This is a genomic window from Rouxiella sp. S1S-2, from assembly GCF_009208105.1.
Taxonomy (GTDB): domain Bacteria; phylum Pseudomonadota; class Gammaproteobacteria; order Enterobacterales; family Enterobacteriaceae; genus Rouxiella.
Window position 1 is genome coordinate 3,486,940 of the sequence record NZ_WFKL01000001.1, and the last position, 25,813, is coordinate 3,512,752.

Below are 25,813 nucleotides of genomic sequence, written 5' to 3' on the forward strand. Positions count from 1 at the left end.
CTCGAGTAAAATAAAATGAACAAAACCTTTCCACCCGCAATATATGTCTTAGGATTCACTCTGTTTGCCATGACCACATCCGAATACATGGTCGCAGGATTAATCACATCCATGTCCACTGACTTGGGTGTTTCAATTCCTAAAGTTGGATATTTAATTACCCTTTATTCATTAGGCATGGTCCTTGGGGGTCCATTACTTGCCACATTTTTAGTCAAATTGAGTAATAAAGCCGCGTTATTGACCATTACCGGCATATTTCTTGTCGCCCAAGCCGTCGCAACCGTCTCTGCGACCTATGACTTGTTAGCCGTAGCGAGATTCGCGACCGGTTTATCCTCCGCCGCCTTCTTTGGCTTTGCGCTGATGACGGCGGCGAAAATGGTTCCGCCGGAACGCTTTGGCGTCGCAGCCTCGATCGTATTAGGCGGAATGATGATTGCGACGGTTGCCGGACTGCCAATATCAGCCATCCTCGACCAGTATTATGGCTGGAGAGTTTCATTTGCATTAATTATTGCCCTCACCGCACTCGCGGGAATGGGTATTATCCTGATCGTACCGAAATTCCAAGCAGAGGCTAGGGGCAGCATCAAGACTGAATTGGGTTCAATTCTAAACGGGTCAATTTGGAGTGCCTTCATCACCAGCTTCTTTGTTATTGCAGCCACCTTTGCGACATTCAGCTATTTCGTTCCCTATTTCGAAAATACCGTCGGTTTCGATTCATCTTCTATTCCAGCGATTCTCTTCGCTTACGGATGCTTTACGATAATAGGCAATATCTTAGTCGGTCGATTGGCTGATAACTCGCCAGTCAAGGTGGTGTTCATCGGCAGCATCGTGTTGGTTCTGGCCCTGTGTGGACTTTACGTCTTTTACGACAACAAAATATTGGTGCTTATTTCGGTCATGGTACTCGGGCTCACAGGTATTACTCTCACCCCTGCCATGTCCTCACGCGTATTTAAAGCGGCACCGAACACCTCATTGATTAATACCCTGCATACCTCAGTGATTTGCCTTGGCGTCGTGGTCGGTTCTTGGGGCGGTGGCTATGCTATTGACCAAGGTTTTGGCTATCGCTCCCCGGCGCTGATGGGTATTTTTCTTGCCTGTTTGGCGATTGTCACCCTACTGCCTGTTTTGAGAAATCACCAAGAGCCTCAATGACGGAGTGAAGCAGACGCTTACATCCCCGTACGCAATAAGAATCCTCGACGTTATTTTTTAAATTTATGTTTCCTCCCCTCTTTTGTCAGGGTAGTCTCATGTGCCGTCATAAAATGTCGGCCGTAATGTGAGTCACCCTCGACCCATCTTAGTAATAAAAAATCAGTATAAACAGGACAAGTATGGACTCCACCCTCATTTCGACTCCCCCCGTCAAGCAGACGCCTGTACGTAATCGTGCCCGTCGTGCCGCCTGGGGTAGTTTCGCTGGCGCCGTAGTAGACTGGTATGACTTTCTGCTTTATGGCATTACCGCTGCCCTCGTATTTAACCGCGAATTCTTCCCGCAAATAAGCCCGGCGATGGGGACAATTGCCGCTTTAGCGACCTTTGGCGTCGGCTTTTTGTTCCGGCCACTCGGTGGGATAGTCTTCGGCCATTATGGCGATCGCCTTGGCCGCAAACGCATGCTGATGATGACCGTTTGGATAATGGGTTTGGCTACCGCGCTGATAGGCCTGGTGCCAACCTTTAGCATGATTGGTTGGTGGGCACCGGTGCTGCTGGTGACACTGCGTGCAATACAGGGCTTCGCCGTTGGCGGTGAATGGGGAGGTGCGGCCGTGCTTTCAGTCGAAAGTGCGCCCGAGAAGAAAAAGGCTTTCTACAGCAGCGGTGTGCAAATTGGCTATGGCGTCGGGCTGCTGCTCTCTACCGGTCTGGTTTCGCTTATCAGTCATTTGACCACTGATGCACAGTTTCTTAGCTGGGGCTGGCGTATTCCTTTCCTGTTCAGCACCTTATTGGTTTTGGCAGCGCTGTGGGTACGTAAAGGAATCGTTGAGTCCGAAGAATTTGAACAGCAAAGTCAGCTTAATCCGTTGGCAGAAACTAAACGACGCCTGCCCGTGATCGAGGCGTTAATACGCCACCCCAGCGCATTTTTAAAAATCATCGCCCTGCGACTGTGTGAATTACTGACAATGTATATTGTCACCACCTTCGCGCTTAGCTTCTCCACGCAGAATCTTGGCTTACCGCGTGATTTATTCCTTAATATCGGTTTGTTGGTAGGCGGGCTGAGTTGCCTGACCATCCCCTGCTTCGCCTGGCTGGCTGACCGCTTTGGACGGCGGCGCATTTACATCACCGGCGCCTTGGTTGGCACACTGAGTGCGTTCCCGTTCTTTATGGCGCTGGAAGCTCACTCACTGTTCTGGATAGTATTCTTCGCAATTATGCTGGCGAATGTTGCACACGACATGGTGGTCTGCGTGCAGCAGCCGATGTTTACAGAAATGTTTGGCGCACGTTATCGCTACAGTGGCGCGGGTGTGGGTTATCAAGTTGCCAGTGTGGTTGGCGGTGGTTTTACGCCACTGATTGCTGCCACACTGGTCACTTTTTCCGGCGGCAACTGGCACAGCGTGGCCGCCTACCTGCTGGCGGGTTGCCTGCTTTCCGCCGTCACCGCCCTGATGATGAAAGGGACACGTTGAGTAAAAACCTCAAAATGACTTGATGGCTTCTCGGCTAACAGCCATCAAGTTTTTCCTTTCTTTAAAGGTAAAACCTCACACTCAAAGCTGAAGAATTTGCCGTTGTGATCGGAAGAATAGCCCGCCCCTCTCTCACCGTCAAAGCCCTAAGAAATTGTTGATAATGATTAAAGGGCTATCTCCCGCAACAGGTCCAGGAAAAGCGGGATGTTGGGATTCGTATCCTGCATGCGACTGACGGAATAGATGTAACTCAACGCATTAATATCCTGAATGGGCAGGAATAAAATATCTTGACGATTATTTGGAATCGTCGACTTACCCACCAAAGTGACTCCCAGACCGGCGCTGACAAGTGCTAATGCGGTATGAATCTCTATGGCTCGATAAGCAATAACCGGCTGACACTGATTAGCGGCAAACATTCCCATTAACTTTTTGGAAAACTCGCTATTTTCATTATCTGGATAAGATATGAAAGGTAAGCCGGTAAATTCTTTTAATGTTAAGTAACTTTTTGTTGCTAAATAATGACCACGAGGAATGGCTGCCATGAAGGGATCGACCATCAACAGTTCATGATTGAGATCTTTAGCAATAAACTCATCGCCCGATAATTCTCTTGTGATCCCTATATCAATTTTCTCGTCTAAAATAAAATCAGACTGATATTCTGACAACATTTCTTTCAAATTAATCTGAACATTGCTGTTAACCTCTTTAAAGCGCTTAATGGCTGTGGGCAGCAGATTAAACATGACAGAACGCGTAAAGCCTATATTCAATGTCGAAGACTTGTCTTTGACAAACTCTTGCGTATCTTTTTCAAGCTTGTTGAAAAGATAGAGAATTTCCTGCGCTCGTGGATAAAAATAACGACCTAATTTTGTTAATTCCATGGGGCGCGTGCCTCTGTCAAACAATTCCCCCCCCAATTCCTTTTCTAGCGCCGTTATTTGCATACTTATTGCTGTTGAGGCCACAAACAATAATTTTGCTGCCTGACTGGCATTACCTGTTTCAACGACCTTACAAAAATAAACAATTTTCTTTAAGTTCATTTTTTCTTATCCTAAGTTCATTTTTAACTGCTTGTCATTACTTTCATTATACCTAATATTTTATATAAAACCTAAGGAGAGCAATAATGGAAGATGAAGAAATAAAGCATTATATTGAAAAAGCAAAAAGATTGAGCACGCCGGAAATATCCGATGCGCTGGACTACTTCTCTTTGCCTGGTTCATTACTCGGTATCAAACATATCGCCGGTAAACAGACGATAGTGGGTACTGCATGGACCGTGAGATATGTCACAGTTGATAAAGACAACATGGGGACTGTTGGCGATTTTATTGATGACGTGAAACCCACCGATGTCGTTGTTATCGATAACTCAGCGCGCAAAGATTGCACCGTTTGGGGCGGTATACTGAGTCAACTGGCGAATCAGAAAGGAATTGCCGGGACAGTGATTAATGGCGTGTGCCGTGATACCGCAGAGGCTAACGGCGTGGGATATCCCCTTTATGCACTTGGCAATTATATGCGCACAGGTAAAGATCGCGTACAGGTTGCGGCCGTGTGCGAACCGGTGGCAATAAGCGGCGTACTGATCAAGCAGGGTGATTTAATTGTTGCAGATATAGATGGTGTCGTTGTAGTCAGTAAATCACATATTAAAGAGGTTATCAGTCGGGCCCACGCGATGCAGGAAATAGAAAATACTATTTTGCAGGATGCGCTTGCCGGCATGCCTATTTCAGAAGCGAGAAAAAAACATAATTATCATTTATTGCAACGCAACCCAAATAAATAGCGCTGAAAAATAGCACTGAATAACAACATCTATTTATAATAAGGCCCCCTACAATGAGCACATTTGATAATAATATCAGTAAAAGCGACGCAGATAAAATACTGACACTCGGATCGGCAACCATTTATGAAGCCCAAGGCGCTTATGGTGCGCTTGATGCAGGTATTAAACCCGTATCAAACAAAATGAAAGTTGTGGGTCCTGCCGTGACGATTGATATGAGACCGGGCGATAACTTGATGATCCATTATGCATTATTACAGGCAAAAGCCGGAGATGTATTAGTTATCGACTGTAAAGGCTTTTTAGAAGCAGGAGTCTGGGGAGATGTTCTCACCACGCAGGCATTAACGATTGGCCTGGCAGGCATTATTGTTAACGGTGCAGTACGTGATGCAGCAAACATTATCGAGATGGCGTTCCCCGTATTTACACGAGGATTGTCCATTAAAGGAACCGGGAAATCGCAACCAGGAAAGGTCAATGTCCCTGTTACAATCGGAGACTGCACGATTAATCCAGGGGATATTATCATTGGCGATATTGATGGAGTTGTCGTCGTGAAAGCGGATAACATCCACAATGCACTTTCTCAGGCCATTGAGCGCGAAAATAAAGAAAATGTCTTCAAAGAACAGATTGAAAAAGGTGCGACGACGGCAGATCTAATGAAGCTGCATGATACTTTTCGTTTTTTAGGATTATAAGGAAAGCATCATGACGATGAATGTCAAAGAGTCGCTTGCCGATAGGCCGGCGACCCATCACAGATGGTGGGTCGCGGTGCTTTTCTTCCTTATTTATACCATTGCAGCATCAGACAGGGCGAATTTAGGCGTCGTTTTACCTTTTATTCGCAAAGAATTTGTTATGACCAATGCTGAAGCGGGTGGATTAGTCAGCCTATTCCTTCTTGCATATGCGTTAATTCAGTTACCGTCGGCCTGGCTCATTTCACGCTTTGGGGTCAGAAAGGTATTTACGATTTCCATGCTAGCGACCTCCATTGTCACAGGATTAACTGGGCTGGCTAACTCTATTTTTCACTTAAAGATATGCCGAGTGCTGCTAGGCGTTGCCGAGGGGCCTTTACCGATTGGTGTGACGTCCACTATCAATAACTGGTTTCCGTCTAAAGAAAAAGGGATCGCTTCGGGTATATTTTTATCTTCAATAAAACTGGGCCCCGTCATCACGCCGATAGTCGGTGCTGTGATTATTTCGCTATGGGGCTGGAAGGAAGTATTCTTTTTCTTCGCGCTTCCCGGGATTATTTTACCGTTGCTTTGGTATATTTTCGTCACTGATCGCCCTTCCTCCTCGCGTTTTACCAATCAGCAGGAGGTCGACCTGATCAATGAGAAAGTTAATGATATCCAAGGGGGTAATAACGCCGAGTCTCGTTATAGAAAAATCCCCTATCTTGACAAGTTTATCCGTGTCAAACAGATCAAAACGCTGCAAACCACGAAAAGCGTTTATCGCTCATGGAATGTATGGGGTTGCAGCCTGGGATACTGCTTTCAACTGGGCATCTCCAGCTTACTGCTTGCATGGATGCCGACCTATCTCCTGACGGAAAAACATCTGTCAGTGATGGGCATGGGATTTGTCGCAGCCGCTCCCTGGGTCGGCGCGGTACTGGGCAATATTATGGGGGGTATCATATCGGACAAGCTGCTCGCCAAACGTAGAAAGCCAGGCATGATGATATCCGCACTATCAACATCAGTAATGATGCTTCTGCTCATCTATGCGCCAGCAAACCCGGTTCTCTATGCGGCGTTGCTGTTTCTTACAGGATTGTTATTAAGCATTGGATTCTCGGCCTATATGGTTTACCCGATGTCGTTTATCGCCAAGGACAAATTTCCAACGGCGAATGCACTGGTAAACATGGGCGGACAACTCGGCGCCGCCGCGACACCTTTTATAGGCGGTATCATTCTTGACCATTTAGGCTGGAATACTGTGTTTGTCTTTATGGCCTGTATTTCTATCTTAACTTTTTTAATGCTTTTATCCATTGATGAGCCTACCAAGATAAATCAGTGATCGGCGCAAGGCCCGCCTTCTAAGGCGGGCCATCTGTAGACTTGGAAGCACTGATACTCAACATCTACAAAGCCAGTATTTTGCTTAAACATCGTCATGAAACCACAATTGAAACGGGAGCATAGTTCCCCTTCTTCTACTTTGATTTTCAGATTTTATTAATATAAGGATGAGCATCGTGATCAGTTTTACCAATACACCCGATCTTGTTGACGCTTTTTATAATGAGGCCCTCGTCGTTGACGCTGGACTGCTAGATTTTGGTGGAAATAAAAAATTTCATGGCGAAATTCAGACCGTATATTGCTTCGAAGACAGCACGCAGATTGCGGCCAGTCTTGATGACGACGGCACAGGTAAGGTTTTAGTGGTAGATGGCGGTGCTTCAATGAGGATGGCATTAACCGGCGATCAGGTTATTGGTCGCGGACTGGCGAACGGATGGCAAGGTGTGATTCTCAATGGCTGCGTGCGTGACTGGCCGATTGTTCGACAACTTCAAATCGGTGTTAAAGCGCTGGCACCTCATCCCGGTAAACGCCTCAGACGTGGGGATGGAAAACGCAATGTCCCGGTTAATTTCAAAGGCGTGACCTTCATGCCTGGCGACTATATTTTCTGTGACGAGAGCGGCATTGTGGTGCTGCCGCGTGCTATAGCCCTGCGTCTCTGCGTTAGCGAATAGCTCAATTCGCCTAACAGCTCAAAATTCGTTATCATCCGCCCCCACTCTTCATCCGGGTAGCCTGATGTCTACGATTATCGATACCTTTATTGCCCCGCCTTGTCATGACGAGGTAGAGATTCTCTATCAGGACAATAGCCTGGTGCTTATTAATAAACCCGCCGGACTGCTCAGCCTGTCGGGGAAGAATCCGCGAAATTTCGATTCGGTGCATTATCGGCTGGTAAAGCTATTCCCCGGCTGCACCCTGGTCCACCGCCTTGACTTCGGGACTTCCGGGCTGATGGTGATTGCCCTTAATAAGGCGATAAATGCCGCCCTCTGCCAACAGTTTAGCCAGCGCACAGTCACCAAAGTGTACAGCGCACTGCTCTGCGGACATTTGAAAGACGATGAAGGGGTGATAGATGCTGCGATTGCCAAAGACCCGGCACTGTTTCCACTGATGTCGCTTTGCGCCATCAGTGGAAAGCCCGCTCGTTCACGCTATCAGGTTGTTGAACGCTTTTATCGTGAGTCGGAAGACGGGACGATACTGCCGTTGACGCGGGTGCAGCTCACGCCAGAAACCGGGCGCACCCATCAGCTTCGTATCCACTGCCAACTTTTGGGCCACCCTATATTAGGCTGTGACCTGTATGGCGGTCTCCTGCAGCCAGGAACCGAAAGGACTCGGCGGCTGATGCTGCACGCCAGTGAACTGCATTTTGTTCATCCCATTGGCGAAGAGGGGATCAAAGCGCGCACTGACAGTCCGTTCTGAAGATGAACGTGTCAATTACCACATCAAATCATCGGGCACTTTAAAGTCAGCATACGGATCTTCTTCATCCAGCTCTTCCTGACTAAGCGCACTGTTTAATACAATACTGTTAGCATCTCGCTGTGCAATTTTGTCGGCTACAACCGCGGGGATAATAGCGTATTGACTCTCGCCGCTGTTATCAACAACCAAACGAGCTATGGCGAGACGACCACTGATCAGCTGCGTTTGAGTTAGCTTATCCACGGCTATTTTTTTAATTAAATTATTGTCTGTGAAGTTAAAATCAATAGTGCCTTTGACTATATTGATTTTATTCATCTCAATGAGCTGTTTCACCTGGGCTTTGTATTCCCGAGTTAACGCCGCTTGCTTTTGTTGTTCGCTTAACTCTTTATCACGCTCAAGCTGGGCTTTTTTATTTTCTTCTACAGCTTCTCTTGCCTCACGAGCCTGAGCGCGTGATTTTTTAGCCGTTCTTTGGACTTTGGCCATTTTTGTACTGGTCACTAATCCAGCTTTCAGCATCTGCTCTTGTAAGGTGAGTTTTGTCATCTTCTTTTCTAAACCAGTTGAATAATGGGTGGGATTATACCTTTAATTTTTGCCGCTGTTCCAGTTTGCGTCAAAGCAGCGTAGATGCAGAGCAATCTCCGCCGCGCTTGATGCCCTCTCGCGCGAATGATTATCATTTAATGATGAAAAATTAAATAATTTATGCGTAATATAGGCAACGCAGAAGATCCCTGTCTTTCATCATTCGAGAACCAAGTGCCTGCTTTCGAGAAATATTACACTGAATTATATCGGTTTATTAACCGGAAGCTTCGTGACCGCGAACATGCAGAAGACATGGCGCAGGAAACGTTTATCCGCGCACTGACCGTCACGCAACCCGTCAGGTCACATCGGAGTCTGCTGTATCGCATCGCACGTAATTTATTGATCGACCACTATCGACGCCCCGAACTTCTTATGGATGATGTGGCTGAAGACACCGAAAGTGTGCATTTCGCGGCACCGTCACATCTTCAACCTTATGAATACCTTGAAAAGAATCAATATGATGATTTAATGACTCGCACTATAGAAGCCCTGCCGCCGCGCTGTCGTGAAGCCTTTATCCTTCATCGTTTCGACGGCCTGTCGCAAAAGGACGTCGCGCGCCATATGGGAATATCCATCAACATGGTTGAGAAACATATTATCCGCGCCATGACCGCCCTTCGCAGCAGTAACGAACTCTGGCAGCAGGAACACTACGGCGCGAGTCGCAGCAACGGAAATAAGGATGGCCGTGATGAATAGCGCCATTGAAAAAAAATTGTCAGCCGAGGAGCAGGCGGCACGCTGGCTGAGTAAGCAACAGTCCGGTATGTCTGCCAGTGAACAACGCCAGTTTGCCGACTGGATATTGCTTGATGACAACGCCGCGCGCTATCAGGCCATGCAATCTTTGTGGCAGCGCATCGGTGATTTGCCCCAGAAAAACGTGACACGCCTGCGTGATTCACTGCCGGTGAATGCTCCTCAGACTGCCCGTCGCCCTTTCTGGCGTCCTGCGCTGGTCGCTGCTGTGCTTTGTATGGTGTTGGTGTGGCCGCTGTGGCAGTGGCTGGCCCCTCCCGTTATGACGACGGCATTCCACACCGGTCGCGGTGAAACACAACAGCTCACCCTGCCGGATGGCACTGTTCTCAGTCTGGATGCCGAATCACAGGTGCAGGTAGCCTATTATCCGCAGCGCCGCGAAGTCACGCTCGTCAAAGGTCAGGTCTATTTTCAGGTCAACCATCAGGAAGATAAGCCATTCGTGGTGCTGAGCGGGCCGTCGCGCGTCACGGTGCTGGGCACCAGTTTCGGCGTTCGCTATATCCCGCAGTCGATGAGCGGTGATGGCGTGGACGTTGCCGTTAGCAGCGGCGTTGTCCGTATCGGTCCGCGAGCGTGGCTGGCAAATATGCGCTGGCGAGCAATGGCAACGCTGCATCTGGGCGCAGACAAGCCACATCTGATGGTGCTGCGCGCCACGCAGCGGGCAACCAGCGATGCTAACGGGAACCTGACGCGTCAGTTGTCGTTAGCCCCGGATGCCATCGCCGACTGGCGGCAGTCACGAATTAATTTCAACAACACCCCGCTGAATCTGGCGCTGGCCGAGTTCTCGCGCTACGGCGACGTACCCTATAAACCAGCCTCTGCCGACGTCGCAGCTCTCCGTATCAGCGGCAGTTTTAACGCTCATCGCCCGGACAGTTTTGCCCGTGCGCTGCCGAAAGTATTGCCGGTAAAAATCAATATTCAGGCAGGAGAAACGCAGATCGTTAAACGCTAATCCTTCTCTCCTGCCAGGACACCGTGCGCCAAAAGCGTTGCCTCGAAAAAAAGATTAAAAATATTCAGGAGATGACGTCAGGGTTTTGGCGTCAGTCTCGTCTTCAGAAAGGATAATGATTCTTATTTAATTTATTTCTGGGGAAAATGGCATGCCTATTTTTACTGTTTATCGGGGTAGTCGCATTAAATCTGGCCTCACCGCCCTCGCGCTGGCCGTCTGCTCGCCGATAGCCGTGTCTCACGCCGCCGCCGCGATGGCCGTTTCACTTCCTGCTCAGCCGTTAATCAACTCACTGAATGCGTTGGCACAGCAGGCCGGAATACAACTGATTGCCGCACCGGACTCCGTTGCACATAAAAATGCCCCCGCGGTGCAGGGTAATATGACGCTGGAAACCGCGCTCGGGCGACTGTTAAGCGGCAGCGGTCTGGGCTATAGCATTGACAACGGCACCGTGGTGGTTGCACCACAAACGTCTGCTGGAGATACCCTGACCGTCACTGGCCAATACGGCGCTAGCGTCACCGTTCCGCAGCAAAGCAGCTCCGCCACCAAAACCGACACACCGCTGCTGGAAGTGCCTCAGTCAGTCTCGGTGGTGACCCGTGAGCGAATGGACAGGCAAAACGTGCAAAGTGTCACCGAAGCGCTGCGTTATGTTCCTGGCGTAAAAACGGAAACCTACGGCGTTGATCCGAAAGGCTATGACTGGATTTATATTCGTGGATTTAACGCCCTGACGACCAACGATTACCGCGACGGTCTCCGTCAGCTCAACAACAGTTACAGCTATTTCCGCACTGAACCTTACGCGTTGGAGCGTATTGATATTGTGCGCGGACCGTCGTCAACCCTGTTTGGCCTCGGCGATGCGGGCGGTATTGTAAACCGCATCAGCAAACTGCCTTCCGCACAGGGCGTGCACGACGTACAAATCGAACTGGGCAACTTCAACCGCCGTCAGGCGCAGTTTGATATGAGCGACAAAATCGACGATGACAGTCACTATCTTTATCGCGTGATTGGCCTTGTGCGCGACAGCGATACCCAGTTCCAGTATCGCGATGGCCCAGATGTGGAAGATAACCGCGTCTATCTCGCGCCCTCTTTCACCTGGCTACCCAACAGCGATACCAGCCTGACAGTTCGCGCGGACTACCTGCGCGATACATCCGGCGGCACCGTTGCCGTGCTTACCGAGCCGGGTCACAAGGTTACCGATACCCTGCTGGGAGACTATAGCTATAACCGTTTTCGTCAGGAGCAGTTCACCGTGGGGTATGAGCTGAGTCATCAGTTCAACGACGTTTTCCAGGTACGCCAAAATGTGCGCTACGGGCAAACCGACACCATCTTGAACAACTTGCTGCCAGGCTCCGTGAATTTCAACACCGGCACCGTGTCGCGCAATGCCATTCGTTTTGATGAACACATGAACGCGTTCAACATCGATAACCAGTTGCAGGCCGACTTCTCAACTCTGTCGGTCACGCACCGCCTGTTGAGCGGTCTTGATTACAGCCGCCTTGACGGGAATGCCAAGCGCTTCGGCGCCGTCGCTCCAACGCTGAATATCTATAATCCGGTGTACGGCTTGAACATTGCCGATCCGACCTATGCGCTCAATAACAATGATCAGACCACCTCGCAGCTGGGCCTTTACATGCAGGACCAGATTTCGCTGACGCCAAAATGGCTGCTGACCTTGGGCGGTCGCCACGATGACATCAGTTTGCGTACCCAAAACAATCTGACCGACAACACCAGCTGGGTGGATAAAGGCGCGTGGACCGGACGCGCTGGCCTGACCTATCTGGCAGAAAACGGGCTTGCGCCTTATATCAGCTACGCCGAATCATTTGTCCCCAACAGTGGCACTGACAGCAAGAACCGAACGTTCGATCCGAGCAAGGCACATCAGTACGAAATCGGTGTGAAATACCAACCTGATACCAACATGTTGATGACGCTCGCGGCCTTCGATATCACCAAAACTAACGTGCTCACCAACGAAATTGTGAACAATCTGATCACCGGTTATCAGGTCGCGTCCGGCGAAGTGCGTTCGCGTGGTGTTGAAGCGGAAACTACGGTGAAACTGACCGAAAGTCTGGATTTGTTGGCGTCATACACCTATACGGCTACGGAAATTACCGCCAGCAATAACGGTGACCGCGGTAATCAGCAGGCAAATGTGCCAAAACATATGGCATCAACCTGGCTGAACTATGGGTTCCATCAGGGCACGCTGGACGGACTGTTGCTGAGTGCCGGTGTGCGTTACGTCGGCAGCATGTACGGCGATAATGCGAATACAATACCGGTGAAAAACTTTGCGCTAATCGACGCTGGTGCGAAATATCAGGTCAATCGACACGTTTCCGTCGGGTTCAATATACAGAATCTGCTGAATCATCATTATGTTGGCACTTGTGATGACGACACCAGCTGCTATCCGGGACAGGATCGTACATTTATCGGCTCGCTGAAGTACAGCTTCTGATGCCACGTTTGCTAATGAGTCGTCGTGAATGCCTGAGGGCGTTGCTGGTATTGCCTTGGCTCAATACCCCGGCGATGTCAGCAACGCCCGCGCAACGCATTGTTGCGATTAACTGGCTGGCAGCCGAAACGCTATTATCGCTAGGCATTACGCCGCTTGCCGTTTCTGACGTGGGGTACTTTCGCCGCAGAGTTGCAGACCCCGTTTTACCGGCCAACGTTCAGGATATCGGCCCCTTTTGGGAGCCGAATATTGAGCGGGTTGCGGCGCTGAAACCGACGCTTATCCTCAGCGATATGCTCGCTCCCGCTCTTCTCGACAGTCTGCAGCGCATCGCGCCGGTGCAGGTGGTGTCGGTTTATCCCTCAACAAACGATGTGTGGCAGGCATTACTGACCTTTACGGGCGATCTGGGCATAAAATTATCCGCTTCCGCGCAGGCAGCACGGCTTATTGACCACGTAACCACTGCACTAAACAACTGCCAGCAAAGGCTCGGGCACGCCGCAGGTCAACGTATTCTGGTGGTGGTCCGCAGTCAGGACGGAAAATACGCCACGGTGTATGGCAAGAACAGCCTGCCAGACGCGATGCTAACGCGACTTGGGCTGCAAAATGCCTGGAATAAACCGGTGGGTGCGATGGGAACGGCTAACGTGAGTATCGAAAAGCTGACGTCGTTGCCCGCCGATTGGCTGTTTTATACTGAATTACCGACGACGCTGACACAGTTTACCCGCCTGCGTCAGCCCGACGGGCTGTGGCAACAATTGCCTCTGGTGTCGGGAGGACATGCACGGGAACTGACGCACTTCTTCCCTTTTGGAGGCATGGCAACAGCGATCAGTCTGGCGCAACACATCACGCAAGTGCTCTTGGAATCTGAAAAAAATGCGTAAATTACCAGTACTTCCGTGGCTAATTATCGCGTCACTGATGCTTATCTGCGCCTTGCTGCTGGTCAGTAACCTGGGCCAGATACATGCCAGTAACATCCCTTCCACTGCCAGTTTACTGCTGTATTACAGTTTCCTGCCCAGACTGGCGACCGGAATTCTCTGCGGAATGGCACTGGCGACGGCTGGCCTGCTCTTTCAACAGGTGCTGCGTAATCCGTTGGCAGAACCGGCCACGCTTGGCATTGCTGCGGGAGCGAATCTGGCGATGTCGACAAGCATCATAGTGTTTCCCGCCTTGCTGGTTTTCGGTCTGACAAATCTGGCTCTGGCCGGGGCAACGCTAACAGCGCTGGTGCTTTATCTGCTGATTGTCCGTCAGGGGCTCGATCCACTAAAAATTATCCTTACCGGCATGGTGATCAGCCTTTACGGTAACTGTATTAATACGTTAATGGTATTGTTCAATCATGATTATCTCAGTGATCTCTTCAGTTGGCAGGCGGGGTCCCTGAGCCAAAACGGCTGGCCGGTCACACAGTTTTTGCTGTTGCCGGTGCTGCTGCTCATGGCGATGGGTCTTTTACTGGCAAGGCCGCTCATGCTGATTGGGTTATCGGATCAGAGCGCCGGATCGCTGGGACTTTCGGTGGTGAAAATTAGGATAGCAACCCTCACGGTGGCCGTGGCGCTCAGTGCGCTGATCACCAGCCAGGTCGGGATTATTGGTTTTATTGGTCTTGCAGCCCCGGCCCTCGTGAGACTGTCTGGGGTTCGCCGCTTCACACATCAGCTGTTTTTTGTCCCGCTGGCAGGCGCAGGCTTGCTGACGTTGGTCGATCAACTTGCGCAATTTCTTTCTCCTGCCGGAGGAGACTTACCGACTGGCGCACTCGCGGGGCTGCTCAGTGCGCCGCTGATGCTAATGTTGCTGTTTCGTCAGCGCAATCCGACTATTGCCGCTGCGCCATTAAGTACACCGGCAATCCGCACCATAACGAGCAGACACATGACCGGCCTGACTCTGCTATTACTGAGTAGTCTCGCTGTTTCATTATTTTTAAACCGCCCCCTCGACACCACGGCTGTATGGCAACTGCTCGAATGGCGCTGGCCACGCATGCTCGGCGCACTCTGCGCGGGCGCGATGCTGGCGGTTGCAGGCGTGCTTATCCAGCGCCAAAGCGGTAACCCGCTGGCCAGCCCAGAATTACTCGGGATCAGCAGCGGCGCATCGCTGATGGTGGTATTGATGGTTGTTCTGTTCAATCAGCCACTTTCGCAGCTTTTTCCCGCTGCACTGGCGGGCAGTCTGCTGGCTATATTCACTCTATTTATGTTCGGGCTGCGTTCGCGTTTTCAGCCGCAGTCAATGGTCATGGTCGGGCTGTGTCTAACTAACCTGAGTATGGCGCTAAGTATACTTTTGCTGATGAGCGGCGACCCTCGGGCGATGATGTTGCTCAACTGGAGTACAGGTTCCACGGCAGGTATTACGCCTGAACGGGCGATGTGGGGGGCGGCTCAGGCGCTGCTGCTGATCCCCCTCGCCTTGCTGTTACAACGCTGGATCACCTTATTGAGCCTCGGACATCAAACCACGCGGGCGCTGGGTGCCGGACTTCGGCGCAGCAATATGCTAATTCTGCTGCTGGCCGCCGCGCTAACGGCGGGCGGCACGTTGCTTATTGGTCCGCTCAGTTTTGTCGGGTTGATTGCCCCACAGCTAGCACGCTACAGCGGGGCATACCGCTTTCAACCGCAATGTCTGGTCGCGGCACTGTATGGCGCACTGCTGATGGTTATCGCCGACTGGCTCGGTCGCAACATCGCCTGGCCGTGGCCCGTTTCCGCCGGTTTGCTCTGTGCTCTGATCGGTGCACCGTGGTTTTTATGGCTGCTGATAAAATCAGGGAAATAATCCTATTCATCTGATTAAAATAGAGATTATTTGGTTTTCAGCGGCCTAAACGGTTGAGTAAAGTGCATCTGAAATTGTCTTCAATAAATTAACCTTTCATAGGTAGGTTTTACCTATGATCTTGAGTAGGTTTTAACACCCTAAAGTAATTAAGGCATTCCAATATAGATATTCCATTGATGTGTAAAGATAAATAATAAATTAAATTTAAATTACATATAAGAAAATAATGAAAACAGATAACACAGATAACACAGATACTTCATCATTGAATGATATAAAAAATAGACTGCGAGAGTTATCGATTCAGGTTGATAAACTTTCAAAGTTGTATGAAGCGGTAAATAATCCAGACTTAGTGACTGCAACCCCCTTTCCCAAAGCCATGAAAATAACACCTAAAGAGCGGGAGGTTATCTACTTATCAAGTATCGGTAAAACGTATAAAGAAATTGCAGACACTTTGGGCGTTAGAACAACGACGATAAAATTTCACATGCGTAACATTGTGATCAAACTGGGCGTCTGCAATTCCAGGCAGGCAATAAGACACGCCGTTGAAATGAAGCTCGTTGAACATTAATTAATTAATTCAAAAAAATTTAAGGGGTATACTCATTGCATCAATCAGGGATTAGCATTTTAAAAGATGTATGTGCTAACTTTAAAAATCACCAACCCTCACGGTCGTTCTTAAATGAAAACTTCTGCGGATCAAGAAACCTTTTGGGAAGATAACGATCTAAACTTCTCTTCTGACAGAATTCAATAAAATCATCAACATGGCTTACCCCTGCTTTCGAATAAATATTCTGCAGGGCATTTTCTATGGTACGCGGTGATCGGCAAAGCATGGCGCCCATAGTTTTACTGGTCATTCCCTGAATTTTGAGGAAAATGATTTCACACTGCTTCTCCGTGAAGAAATCATCAGGCTTTTCCAGCAAAAGTGAACCCGGTAACCTGCCGCGAATAAAATCATTAGAGCTGAATAATTCTAAATCCTTAATTACACCGACCATGCCAACGCATTCATTTTTTTCATTATAAAACGGTACCTTTTTTGACATGTAAGGAGAGTCAACGGCGCCGGGATGAACCTCAAGTAACGATATTTTTTTCTGAGTAGAAATGACGTGTTTTACCTGCTCCTGCCAGAGTTTTGCAGTCACAACATTATCATAAAGTGCGGCAGGAATTTCATCGTCAATCCGCCCAATAATTGAGTCCGGTGATTTTAAACCAACAAGCTTAGCCAAAGCCATATTAGCATAAACAAAACGAGTATCTTTACCGCGAATAAAAAAAGGAGTGGGCAGTTGATCAAAAGTACGAGTTAGCATTTTAGGTAGAACCAGTTCACTATTGCTCATAATATTTTCTCTCAAAGGGGAAAGGAACAAAACTTTACCATGATCAAATTGATAATTATAAGTTTATTTGCCAGGAATTAGATCTTTATCTATAAATTATAATTACACATAGATGCACTAAATATAATAATAATTCATGATGATTTAAAAAAAAGTAATCACCTATTACACTAATGGCTCAAACACCTTTCCTTAAAATAATCATTATATAAATAAATTCATATCTTTATCATTTGTTATCCAACCTGCTCTTTTAACCCAAAACATAGAGATATTGGAATTGAAGATACCAGTGACGGCAAATGAAGGCTGTGCAGAGAGAAGACGTTCCCTATCTTGCCGCTCCAACTGCTGAGCAAAAATGGTTAATTGTTAAACTCATTTAGCCTATATATCAATAATTTGACTATTTTAACAGCAAGTAACGCGTTATTTGATTTAACCCTTTGACACGCAGGCCAGCAGTCTCTATTATTCGCCTCGTTCACACGATTCCTCTGTAGTTCAGTCGGTAGAACGGCGGACTGTTAATCCGTATGTCACTGGTTCGAGTCCAGTCAGAGGAGCCAAATTTATGTTTTCATGCATCTTCACGAATCTTTATAAGATTTAGATTCAACAAGTTAGTGTGAAAAGTCTTCCCGATGCATTTTCATTTCCCCCTCCGCATCGGGCAAGATTGGTGGTCTGATTTGGGGTCATTTCAGTTCGATTATGGAGTGACCACCATATGTCTCTGAACGACACTAAAATCCGCAGTCTCAAGCCTTCTGAAAAACCTTTCAAAGTTTCCGATTCTCATGGCCTGTACCTTTTGGTCAATCCAGGCGGTTCACGTCTCTGGTATCTCAAATATCGTATAAATGGTAAAGAATCCCGCCTCGGCTTAGGGGCCTATCCCGATGTTTCTCTGGCTTATGCCCGACAACAGCGTGACGGCATCCGTAAACTCCTCGCGCAAAATATCAATCCGGCCCAGCAACGTATCGCAGACAAAGCAGCTCGCTCACCAGAAAAAACCTTTAAACACGTTGCAATGAGTTGGCATAAAAACAATCGAACCTGGTCAGAGAACCACTCTGCCCGTCTGCTTGCCAGCATGAATAATCATATCTTTCCGAAAATCGGACACCTGCCTGTCACAGAACTCAAAGCGCGCCATTTTATCGACCTGCTGAAGGGTATCGAGACAAAAGGTTTGCTGGAAGTCGCGTCCCGAACTCGTCAGCACCTGTGCAATATCATGCGACATGCAGTGCATAAGGGGATAATTGAGAACAACCCGGCGTCTAATCTCGAAGGTATCATTGCAGCACCGGTTAAACGACACTACCCGGCCCTTTCCCTTGAACGATTACCCGAACTGTTGAGTCGCATTGATGGCTATCATCAAGGGCGGGAGTTAACCCGGCTGGCTGTTTCTCTCACCATGTATGTCTTTATTCGCTCCAGCGAACTGCGGTTTGCCCACTGGACGGAGATAAATTTCAGAAACAAAATCTGGACTCTCCCCGCCACACGAGAACCGATCCCCGGTGTCCGCTATTCCTGCAGGGGGGCGAAAATGCGCACGCCGCATATTGTACCGCTGTCACAACAAGCCATCGACATACTGAAGCAGATAAGAGAAATCTCCGGTGACCAAGATCTGGTGTTCCCCAGCGTTCGTAATCCATCTAGACCAATGAGTGAAAATACGGTTAATAAGGCACTGCGGCTGATGAAATATAATACTAAAGAGGATATTTGCGGCCACGGATTCCGAGCAATGGCCTGTAGTGCCCTGATAGAATCAGGCCTCTGGTCACAGGATGCGATTGAGCGTCAGATGAGCCATCAGGAGCGCAATAGCGTACGGGCAGCATATATCCATAAGGCGGAGCATCTGGAAGCCCGCAAGGCAATGATGCAGTGGTGGTCAGATTATCTAGATATGTGCCGGAAAGCGTATGTGCCACCTTATAGTTGTGGTAAGGAAATCAGTTGCACAATGGGATAACCAGTCTGACAAAATAAACCACAAAAATAGCTGTATCAGTCTTTACTGGTACGGCTATTTTCTAGCTTCAATTTGGAGAAATTGTTAAGTCGTTTTATGAGTGCCCTGATACCCATTGATTAAGACATAGTGGTATTAGCCATGTCTGCTATGGCACTGAACAGAACTTTGCTGACATACAGCTAAGCCCAAAGCCTATGCCATCTTGAAGATAAAGGGCCCCCTCTCGTCTGAGCCCCAAAAGATAATGCATTATGCTGCGTTGGCATCTAGCTGCTGTCTTTCTCTACCCCCCATGCGCCAGCTTCGACAATAATGTCGCGTTGCCCCGCCCCACGTCTATGGCACCTGACGGTGCCCGAATACCCAATATTGCCATATCTCACAGCCTGCATCGCTTAAAAGTTAGCGCTAACCCCGTGCCCGCGCTGTAGGCGGGCCGCTTCGCCTGCAAACAACTGTCTTGTGTGTTGCGCGGCTAGCGCCAAAATCATTTTTGATGATACGGCCAGATATGAACGATTACGTCGTTGACTTGACAGTTATGCGTTCCGTTAAAAAATACGCCAAAGCAAGAACCGGCAGCGCAAACCCTATCCACGATGCCAACATCCATCCCCCATTCGCATAAGCCCAGCCCCCTAATGCCGAGCCTACCGCACCACCGATGAAAAAGGTGGTCATGTAGAGACCATTGAGCCGGGCGCGAACTTCCGCGCCCAGTTCGAAGATTTTTCTCTGCCCAAGCGTCATATTGGCTGATACACCAAAGTCGAGCACAATGGCCGCCAGTACCAATAGTCCAAGCGAACAGGATGACCCCGGTGTTGCTATGTGGGTAAAAATAAAGGCCGCCGCCACGGCCAGCATGGCCAGTGCAGTAGCCGGTTGGCTCAATCCCCGGTCTGCAACGCGTCCTGCAATGGGGGCAGCAACGGCACCAGCAACACCCGCGAGTGCAAATAAGGCGATCCCACCCTGCGACAAATTAAAAAGGGGTCCTGCCAACAACAGCGGCGTAGTCGTCCAGAAAAGGCTGAAAGCGGCGAAAAGTGCAGCGTGGTAAAGTGCGCGTCGGCGCAATTCTGGCGTACGGCGTGCTAAATGAACCATGGATATCAACAGTTCACTGTAGTTTAACTTCCCAGAAGGGATGCGCGGCGGTAGTTTTAATGAAAGTACGGCCGCCAACACGACCATGACGGAGGCGGAGGCGAAAAAAACCATATGCCAGGAGTAAAGCTGAGTGAGGAAACTTGATACCGGACGAGCCAGCATGATACCCAGCATCAAGCCACTCATCACGTTGCCTACGACCCGTCCGCGGCTTGCCTCTGGAGCCATATGTGCAGCGTAAGGAACAAGAACCTGAACGGCAACCGTTCCAACACCGATGCCCAACGCCGACAGCAGAAAGGGCAAGGGATGGGCCGACAATCCCGCCCCGGCGAGTGACAATGCAGCAACCGCCAAGAGGAGCAGCGTTAATTTACGATTTTCAATCAAGTCCCCCAATGGCACGATGAGCAGCAAACCCAGTCCATAGCCAATCTGTGTCAAAGTCACGATCAGTCCTGTGGTTGAGGGCGACATTCCGAGTGCGTCACTGATTGGCCCTGCCAATGGCTGTGCATAATATATATTGGCAGCAATCAATCCACAGGCGCTTGCGAGTAGCAGGGTAAGCCAGGACGAAGTAATTTTGGGGCCGGTTCTTGCCGTGTTTAATGAAGGCGAAGTACTCATAGCGAATCTCCAATAAGGGAATGTTTATGTCCTAAATCCATAAAAAATCAACTCAAGCATTTCATCGCGGCATCGGCCACCGCTTTCATGTCTTGCTTACCGCGACCCGTTTTGCCAATCACACGCATACCTTGCAGCACGCAAAGCATCAGGCGCGCAACGTCCTGGCTGTTTAGTTCAGAGGAAATCGAGCTATCTGCCTGCCCTTCGATTATTAGTCTTTTGAGCATCGTTTCACTGCGTGTCAGTGCTCCAGTCACGCGTTGGCTTATCTCGGCGTCGAATGTACTCAAATCGGCCGCTCCACTAATGACCAGGCATCCCAGCTGTCCTTGAGGACCGGACGAGGATTCGGCGAAGAAAACAAGGGCATTATGCAGGCGCTCGCGGCCGCTTTTTCCCTGTTCGATTGCGTTATGCAATTGCGTATCGCGCTCTGCTTTATAATGATCAAAAGCTGCCAGAAATACCGCGCGCTTATCCTTGAAAGCCTTGTAGACACTCCCTGAGGCCAATTCCATTGCAGAAGTCAGGTCTGAGATGGAAGTGGCGTGGTACCCACGTTCACAAAATACTCTTACCGCTTTGCCCAGTGCCTTATCCATATCGAATTCACGGGGGCGGCCACGACTGCGTGAGGTAGTTGACGATTTATCCTGGGGAGAAGGCATATGTGGTACCTATATAGGGAATTATATTTCCCTATATAGCATGAATCGAATGAATGAGTAAAGGCATCATCTATGTATTGCAATACTGTAGGTATACCAGCTTTAGTTCCACGCACTTTTTGAGATTTCCGGTTTTTGATCCCTTCCCAATATTGATGCCAGGATAAATCAGAGATCCGGGTCTGTGTGATCTCCTCCCAATATCGGTGCCAGGATAAATCAGAGATCCGGGCCTGTTGATCCCTTCCCAATATCGGTGCCAGGATAAATCAGAGATCCGGGCCTGTTTGCAGGCTTCGGATAAATTCTGCCGGAGTCTGGTTATTCAGGGATTCATGAGACTGCTACTCTTCTATTCATTCAGCCCGCATTCCGTTATTTCTCGTGCTTCATTCAGTGTTCTGAACAGAAAAAAATCCAGCAATTCATTGCGGTAGGTTTGAAAGATAAGCTCTGGCCCATTATCCAGGCGGATCATGGCTGGGTAGCCACGACTTATTCCTACCCTCTCCAAGAGTCTGACTATGCGTTGCGCTGACAGATTAAGATCGATCTCTATGTCCAATATTTCCCAATTAAAGTCATCAACCACATTGAAGTTAGATTTATGAGGAATTTAACAAATCTTATAGCTCGTCGCAGGCTAATGACGCTGTTCTCTGAAACTAAAAGTGAGAGCTGCGTAACGTTCCCTTAACACGACAATTGACGAATTTATTACGGTGGGTATTGTTTATATCTTACAAACGAGCAAACAAAACTGATCATATGAGCAGAAAACTGAGTATCTAAAACCATAACCCAGTTTGCTTGTCATTCAGTTATCGCTTTCAGCTCTGTCATTTCTTAACGATAGTTCAGAGGTAGTTCAATGAAACAGGACCTTGTTGCGGGTATAGATTCCTCCACCCAGTCTTGTACCGTCATGCTGCGTAGTCTTGAAAATGGCAAGGTGATCGCACAGGCTCGTAAGTTGCACCCACCGACCACGCCGCCGTGTAGCGAGCAGGATCCGCAAGCCTGGTGGGATGCATTAGTCTCCGCGCTCACTGAATTAAAACAGTGGTGGCCACGTATTGCAGGTCTGGCTGTCGGTGGCCAGGGGCACGGCCTCGTCATGCTTGATAATCACGATCGCCCGCTGCGTCCTGCGAAGCTGTGGAATGACACGGAGTCTGCACCGCAGGCGCGTGAATTGTGCAAGAAGATTGCTCCGGAAGAATGGGCACGCCTGACGGGTTCCGTTCCGGGGCCAGCAATGACCATTTCTAAACTGGCCTGGACAGAACAAAATTATCCGGGGCTGCTGGAAAAAGCCCACCGCATCATGCTGCCGTTTGATTATCTGGTTTACCGTCTGAGCGGTAGCTTTGTGTGCGAGCGCGGCGGGGCATCCGGTACGGGTTACTTCAACCCCTTCACCAATAGCTGGGAACCACAGCTGGCAGCGGTGGTTAACAGTCAAATTGACTGGATTTCCCGCTGGCCCACTATCATCCCGTCGCATCAACCTGCAGGCGCGGTGAAGTTGATGCCTGAGCTGGAGGAACTGGCGGGTGCAATCGTGGGTGTCGGGACCGGCGATAACATGTCTGCAGCATTGGGTATGAACCTGAAAACCGGTGATACCGGTATCTCTATCGGGACCAGCGGTACGTTATATGGCATCACCAAGAAGGGGATTACCGACAGCACCGGCACCATCAACGGTTATGCCGATGCGGCCGATCGCTTTATCCCCATGATTACTACACTGAACTCCGCCAAAGTCACCGATACATTTCGCAAAATGCTGCGCGTTACCCCTGACGAATTCGACGAGCTCGCGCTGAGTTCGCCACCCGGCGCCAACGGTCTTCAGCTTGTTCCGTGGCTGGACGGCGAGCGCACCCCCAACCTTCCTGACGCCACGGGACACATGCGCGGATTACGTACCACCACAACGATGCAGGATATGGCTCGCGCCACCGTGGAAGGCGTACTGTGCGGCCTTCTGGCAGGCGGTCTGGTACTGAAACAACATGGCTTCACTGACGACGGTCGCATTGTTGTCACCGGCGGCGGCGCAAAGTCACGAGCCTATCGTCAGATTCTGGCTGACCTGACGGGCAAGCCCGTTTGGATTTCTCCGGTGGGTGAAACGGCAGCCGCGGGTGCAGCCATTCAGGCTGCCGCTGCCGTGCTGGGATGCACAAATATTGAAATGGCCGATCGCTGGAGTGTGCCGCTTGAGAAAGTGGCCGAGCCACAACAAGATGCGCGCCATGTCCTGGACGCTTACGTTACCTATGCCAATGCATTATCAGGAGAGCTGCAATGAGTTCAATAACTACCCCTGCAAAAATCAAACCGCCTAAGCAGCCGCTCAAAGTCCCTGCAGAAGCGGGTATCGCCGTTGTTTTCTTACTGGTCATGCTGGGCGGGTTTATCGCCACGCCTAACTTCCTGACTGTTTCGAACATGATGGTGTTGCTTCTGAACGGCGCGGTCATCGGCTTCCTTTGCCTGGGACAATCCTTTGTCCTGCTGACCGGGGGTATCGACCTCTCCTGCGGCTCCATCGTGGCGATGACCTGCGTGGTTGCGGCTTTGCTGATGGAGAAATTTGGCATTCCGTGGCAGCTTGCCGTACCCATCGTTTTGGCGGTGGGTGCGCTGAGTGGGCTGGTAAATGGTCTGATAATCGAACGCACCGGCGTGCCGCCATTCATTGTCACTTTTGCGATGATGGGGGTTGCGGCATCCATACCACAAATTATCACCGGCGCCGAATCGATACGCGTGACGCAAATTGGTTACAGCCTCATCGGTCAGTCAAAACCGCTGGGTATTCCGTTCCCTGTCATAGCGCTGCTGCTGGCCATTGTTATTGGTGTCATCTTCCTGCGCCGCACCATCACCGGGACTCACATCTATGCGGTAGGCGGTAACGCAGATGCTGCACGCTTATCGGGGATCAGCATTCCACGCATCACCCTGTTGGTGTATGCAATTTCCGGACTTTGTGCGGCATGCGGCGGCCTGATTTATGGATCGCGTCTGATGACAGGCTATCCGACGGCGGGCCGTGGTGACGAACTGTTCTTCTCAATCGCGGGTGCGGTGGTCGGTGGCGTCAGTCTGTTTGGCGGCACTGGCAGCCTTATCGGCGCGATGATTGGCGCCATGCTTATTGCCTCAATATCGAATCTGATGAACGTGCTGAACGTCAGTGCTTACTGGCAGCCGCTGGTCATCGGCCTGATCATTCTGTTCGGCGTCACCTTCGATACCTTACGTACCTCGAAAAAAATCGTGATCCCCTGGCTCAAAGTCAGGAAGTCACGCAAAACACAACAATAATGCTTCTTAAACCCTGACCTACATATATCCAGGAGATAAACATGAAACTCCGTACCACAATCACCGCAGGTGCAGCGGTAGTCGCACTGTCCTGCATGCTCGCCGGCTGTAACCGTGAGGATACTGAAAGCACCGTGGGTGCCGGCAAAAAAACATTGGGCGTTACGCTGCCGAACCTCACCAACCCTTATTACGTTGCCATGAAAAAAAGCTTTGAAGACAATGCAGCGGCACAGGGCTTGAACGTAAAAATTTCGATTGCTGATAATGACGACGCCAAGCAACTTTCGCAGGTGCAGAACTTCATTGAACAGAAGGTGGATGCGGTCGCAGTGAACTGCGTCTCCTCAGGCCCGTGCGTGTCGATCATAAACCAGCTTAATCAGGCAAAAATTCCGGCGTTGGCCATCAACATCCTTCCGGATACCGAGGGGATGAAGCAGCAAAACGTCACGCTGGTTCAAGGTGTTCAGACCGATCAGCGTGAAGGCGGCAAGCTCATTGGCCAGCAGCTGTTGAAAGACATTGGTGAAAATGGCACGGCGACAGTGGGTATCGTGGGAGAACCAACATCCATTGCCGCAAACGCACGTGATGAAGGCTTCAAGGAAGCCGTGGCATCCAACAAAAACATTAAGTTCGTCGCGCTGGTCAATGGCAAAGTAGAAGAAACAACCTCCCTGAAAGTCACCACTGAAATGCTGCAGGGCAGGCCAGAAATTAACGTCGTGTACTCAGACACCGAACCTTCCGCGCTCGGGTCACTGGCGGCAATCCAGCAACTGGGGGTCAGTGACAAAGTGAAGCTGTATGCGTTTGTGGATAAAGAAGGCGTCAAAGCCGTTCAGAACAACAGCATATTGAAAGCCGGTGCGATTCAGGAGCCGGTTAAACTGGCTCAGTTGCTGGTTGAAAATGCCAGGAAGAGTCTGAACGGTGAACAGGTTCCAGCCATGATCAACAACCCACCGCTGCTGGTCACCAAAGACAACGCAGCATCGGTAATAGGTTCAGCATACTGACTTAAGTG

The 25,813-nt window shown here is 49.7% G+C and carries 22 protein-coding genes, 1 tRNA gene and 1 pseudogene; 18 read left to right on the plus strand and 6 right to left on the minus strand.

Features of this window, described 5'->3' with window-relative positions; translation table 11 throughout:
• Positions 1–15 precede the first annotated feature (15 nt).
• Together GA565_RS16035 and shiA are read left to right on the plus strand one after the other, a co-directional pair.
• On the plus strand, positions 16–1,173 hold the full coding sequence (locus GA565_RS16035) for an MFS transporter (protein WP_152199336.1): 1,158 nt from the start codon (positions 16–18) through the stop codon (positions 1,171–1,173).
• 182 nt (positions 1,174–1,355) lie between these two features.
• Positions 1,356–2,672 carry a shikimate transporter gene (gene shiA, locus GA565_RS16040; protein WP_152199338.1) on the plus strand — a complete coding sequence of 439 codons (1,317 nt, stop codon included), beginning with the start codon at positions 1,356–1,358 and terminating at the stop codon, positions 2,670–2,672.
• A gap of 167 nt (positions 2,673–2,839) precedes the next feature.
• Here the strand turns inward: shiA and GA565_RS16045 are convergent, their stop codons facing one another.
• On the minus strand, positions 2,840–3,733 hold the full coding sequence (locus GA565_RS16045; protein WP_152199339.1) for a LysR family transcriptional regulator: 894 nt from the start codon (positions 3,731–3,733) through the stop codon (positions 2,840–2,842).
• An 86-nt stretch (positions 3,734–3,819) separates the two neighbouring features.
• On the opposite strand from GA565_RS16045, the gene GA565_RS16050 reads away from it, so the two are divergent.
• The 5 genes from GA565_RS16050 to GA565_RS16070 all read left to right on the plus strand — a co-directional run bounded on the left by GA565_RS16050 (position 3,820) and on the right by GA565_RS16070 (position 7,994).
• Positions 3,820–4,491 (plus strand): RraA family protein, encoded by a 672-nt coding sequence (locus tag GA565_RS16050; protein WP_152199341.1) that lies wholly within the window; start codon positions 3,820–3,822, stop codon positions 4,489–4,491.
• 53 nt (positions 4,492–4,544) lie between these two features.
• Complete coding sequence (locus GA565_RS16055) at positions 4,545–5,198, plus strand: 4-carboxy-4-hydroxy-2-oxoadipate aldolase/oxaloacetate decarboxylase (RefSeq protein WP_152199342.1); 654 nt, start codon at positions 4,545–4,547, stop codon at positions 5,196–5,198.
• A gap of 10 nt (positions 5,199–5,208) precedes the next feature.
• Positions 5,209–6,546 (plus strand): MFS transporter, encoded by a 1,338-nt coding sequence (locus GA565_RS16060; protein WP_226950979.1) that lies wholly within the window; start codon positions 5,209–5,211, stop codon positions 6,544–6,546.
• Between the two features lie 178 nt (positions 6,547–6,724).
• Positions 6,725–7,231 (plus strand): ribonuclease E activity regulator RraA, encoded by a 507-nt coding sequence (gene rraA / locus GA565_RS16065; RefSeq protein ID WP_226950980.1) that lies wholly within the window; start codon positions 6,725–6,727, stop codon positions 7,229–7,231.
• A 64-nt stretch (positions 7,232–7,295) separates the two neighbouring features.
• Positions 7,296–7,994 (plus strand): RluA family pseudouridine synthase, encoded by a 699-nt coding sequence (locus GA565_RS16070; RefSeq protein ID WP_152199346.1) that lies wholly within the window; start codon positions 7,296–7,298, stop codon positions 7,992–7,994.
• Between the two features lie 15 nt (positions 7,995–8,009).
• On the opposite strand, the gene GA565_RS16075 is transcribed toward GA565_RS16070, so the two are convergent.
• Positions 8,010–8,549 (minus strand): DUF2058 domain-containing protein, encoded by a 540-nt coding sequence (locus tag GA565_RS16075; RefSeq protein ID WP_152199348.1) that lies wholly within the window; start codon positions 8,547–8,549, stop codon positions 8,010–8,012.
• 162 nt (positions 8,550–8,711) lie between these two features.
• Here GA565_RS16075 and GA565_RS16080 point away from each other — a divergent pair, with 162 nt between their 5' ends.
• The 6 genes from GA565_RS16080 to GA565_RS16105 all read left to right on the plus strand — a co-directional run bounded on the left by GA565_RS16080 (position 8,712) and on the right by GA565_RS16105 (position 16,235).
• On the plus strand, positions 8,712–9,302 hold the full coding sequence (locus tag GA565_RS16080; protein WP_226950981.1) for an RNA polymerase sigma factor: 591 nt from the start codon (positions 8,712–8,714) through the stop codon (positions 9,300–9,302).
• Positions 9,286–10,329, plus strand: a complete 1,044-nt coding sequence (locus GA565_RS16085) for a FecR domain-containing protein (protein ID WP_226950982.1) — start codon at positions 9,286–9,288, stop codon at positions 10,327–10,329. Before GA565_RS16080 ends, GA565_RS16085 begins: the two co-directional genes overlap by 17 nt.
• Positions 10,330–10,480: 151 nt before the next feature.
• A complete protein-coding gene (locus GA565_RS16090) occupies positions 10,481–12,835 on the plus strand; it encodes a TonB-dependent siderophore receptor (protein WP_152199350.1) in 2,355 nt (784 codons plus the stop codon).
• Positions 12,835–13,734 (plus strand): ABC transporter substrate-binding protein, encoded by a 900-nt coding sequence (locus tag GA565_RS16095; RefSeq protein WP_152199352.1) that lies wholly within the window; start codon positions 12,835–12,837, stop codon positions 13,732–13,734. Before GA565_RS16090 ends, GA565_RS16095 begins: the two co-directional genes overlap by 1 nt.
• Positions 13,727–15,652 carry a Fe(3+)-hydroxamate ABC transporter permease FhuB gene (gene fhuB / locus GA565_RS16100; RefSeq protein WP_152199354.1) on the plus strand — a complete coding sequence of 642 codons (1,926 nt, stop codon included), beginning with the start codon at positions 13,727–13,729 and terminating at the stop codon, positions 15,650–15,652. The genes GA565_RS16095 and fhuB overlap by 8 nt, the downstream gene beginning before the upstream one ends.
• Positions 15,653–15,881: 229 nt before the next feature.
• Positions 15,882–16,235: a response regulator transcription factor gene (locus GA565_RS16105; protein ID WP_152199355.1), complete on the plus strand. Its 354-nt coding sequence runs from the start codon at positions 15,882–15,884 to the stop codon at positions 16,233–16,235.
• A gap of 88 nt (positions 16,236–16,323) precedes the next feature.
• Here the strand turns inward: GA565_RS16105 and GA565_RS16110 are convergent, their stop codons facing one another.
• Positions 16,324–17,025: a PAS domain-containing protein gene (locus GA565_RS16110; RefSeq protein ID WP_152199357.1), complete on the minus strand. Its 702-nt coding sequence runs from the start codon at positions 17,023–17,025 to the stop codon at positions 16,324–16,326.
• A gap of 493 nt (positions 17,026–17,518) precedes the next feature.
• On the opposite strand from GA565_RS16110, the gene GA565_RS16115 reads away from it, so the two are divergent.
• Both GA565_RS16115 and GA565_RS16120 read left to right on the plus strand, forming a co-directional pair.
• A tRNA-Asn gene (locus tag GA565_RS16115) sits at positions 17,519–17,594 on the plus strand.
• A gap of 161 nt (positions 17,595–17,755) precedes the next feature.
• On the plus strand, positions 17,756–19,024 hold the full coding sequence (locus tag GA565_RS16120) for an integrase arm-type DNA-binding domain-containing protein (RefSeq protein WP_152199359.1): 1,269 nt from the start codon (positions 17,756–17,758) through the stop codon (positions 19,022–19,024).
• 522 nt (positions 19,025–19,546) lie between these two features.
• On the opposite strand, the gene GA565_RS16125 is transcribed toward GA565_RS16120, so the two are convergent.
• The 3 genes and pseudogenes from GA565_RS16125 to GA565_RS16135 form a co-directional block, all read right to left on the minus strand.
• Positions 19,547–20,770: an MFS transporter gene (locus GA565_RS16125; RefSeq protein ID WP_152199360.1), complete on the minus strand. Its 1,224-nt coding sequence runs from the start codon at positions 20,768–20,770 to the stop codon at positions 19,547–19,549.
• A 47-nt stretch (positions 20,771–20,817) separates the two neighbouring features.
• Positions 20,818–21,375: a TetR/AcrR family transcriptional regulator gene (locus tag GA565_RS16130; RefSeq protein ID WP_152199362.1), complete on the minus strand. Its 558-nt coding sequence runs from the start codon at positions 21,373–21,375 to the stop codon at positions 20,818–20,820.
• A gap of 335 nt (positions 21,376–21,710) precedes the next feature.
• Positions 21,711–22,039 (minus strand): annotated as a pseudogene (locus GA565_RS16135) (IS3 family transposase); the annotation flags it as partial.
• 273 nt (positions 22,040–22,312) lie between these two features.
• Between GA565_RS16135 and xylB the strand changes: the two are divergent.
• Genes xylB through GA565_RS16150 form a run of 3 tightly spaced genes read left to right on the plus strand, consistent with a single transcriptional unit; the run spans position 22,313 to position 25,805 of the window.
• Positions 22,313–23,761, plus strand: a complete 1,449-nt coding sequence (gene xylB / locus GA565_RS16140; protein WP_152199363.1) for a xylulokinase — start codon at positions 22,313–22,315, stop codon at positions 23,759–23,761.
• Positions 23,758–24,783: an ABC transporter permease gene (locus tag GA565_RS16145; RefSeq protein WP_032693575.1), complete on the plus strand. Its 1,026-nt coding sequence runs from the start codon at positions 23,758–23,760 to the stop codon at positions 24,781–24,783. Before xylB ends, GA565_RS16145 begins: the two co-directional genes overlap by 4 nt.
• A 41-nt stretch (positions 24,784–24,824) precedes the next feature.
• Entirely contained in the window at positions 24,825–25,805 is a 981-nt protein-coding gene (locus tag GA565_RS16150) for a substrate-binding domain-containing protein (RefSeq protein WP_152199365.1), read from the plus strand.
• Positions 25,806–25,813 lie beyond the last annotated feature (8 nt).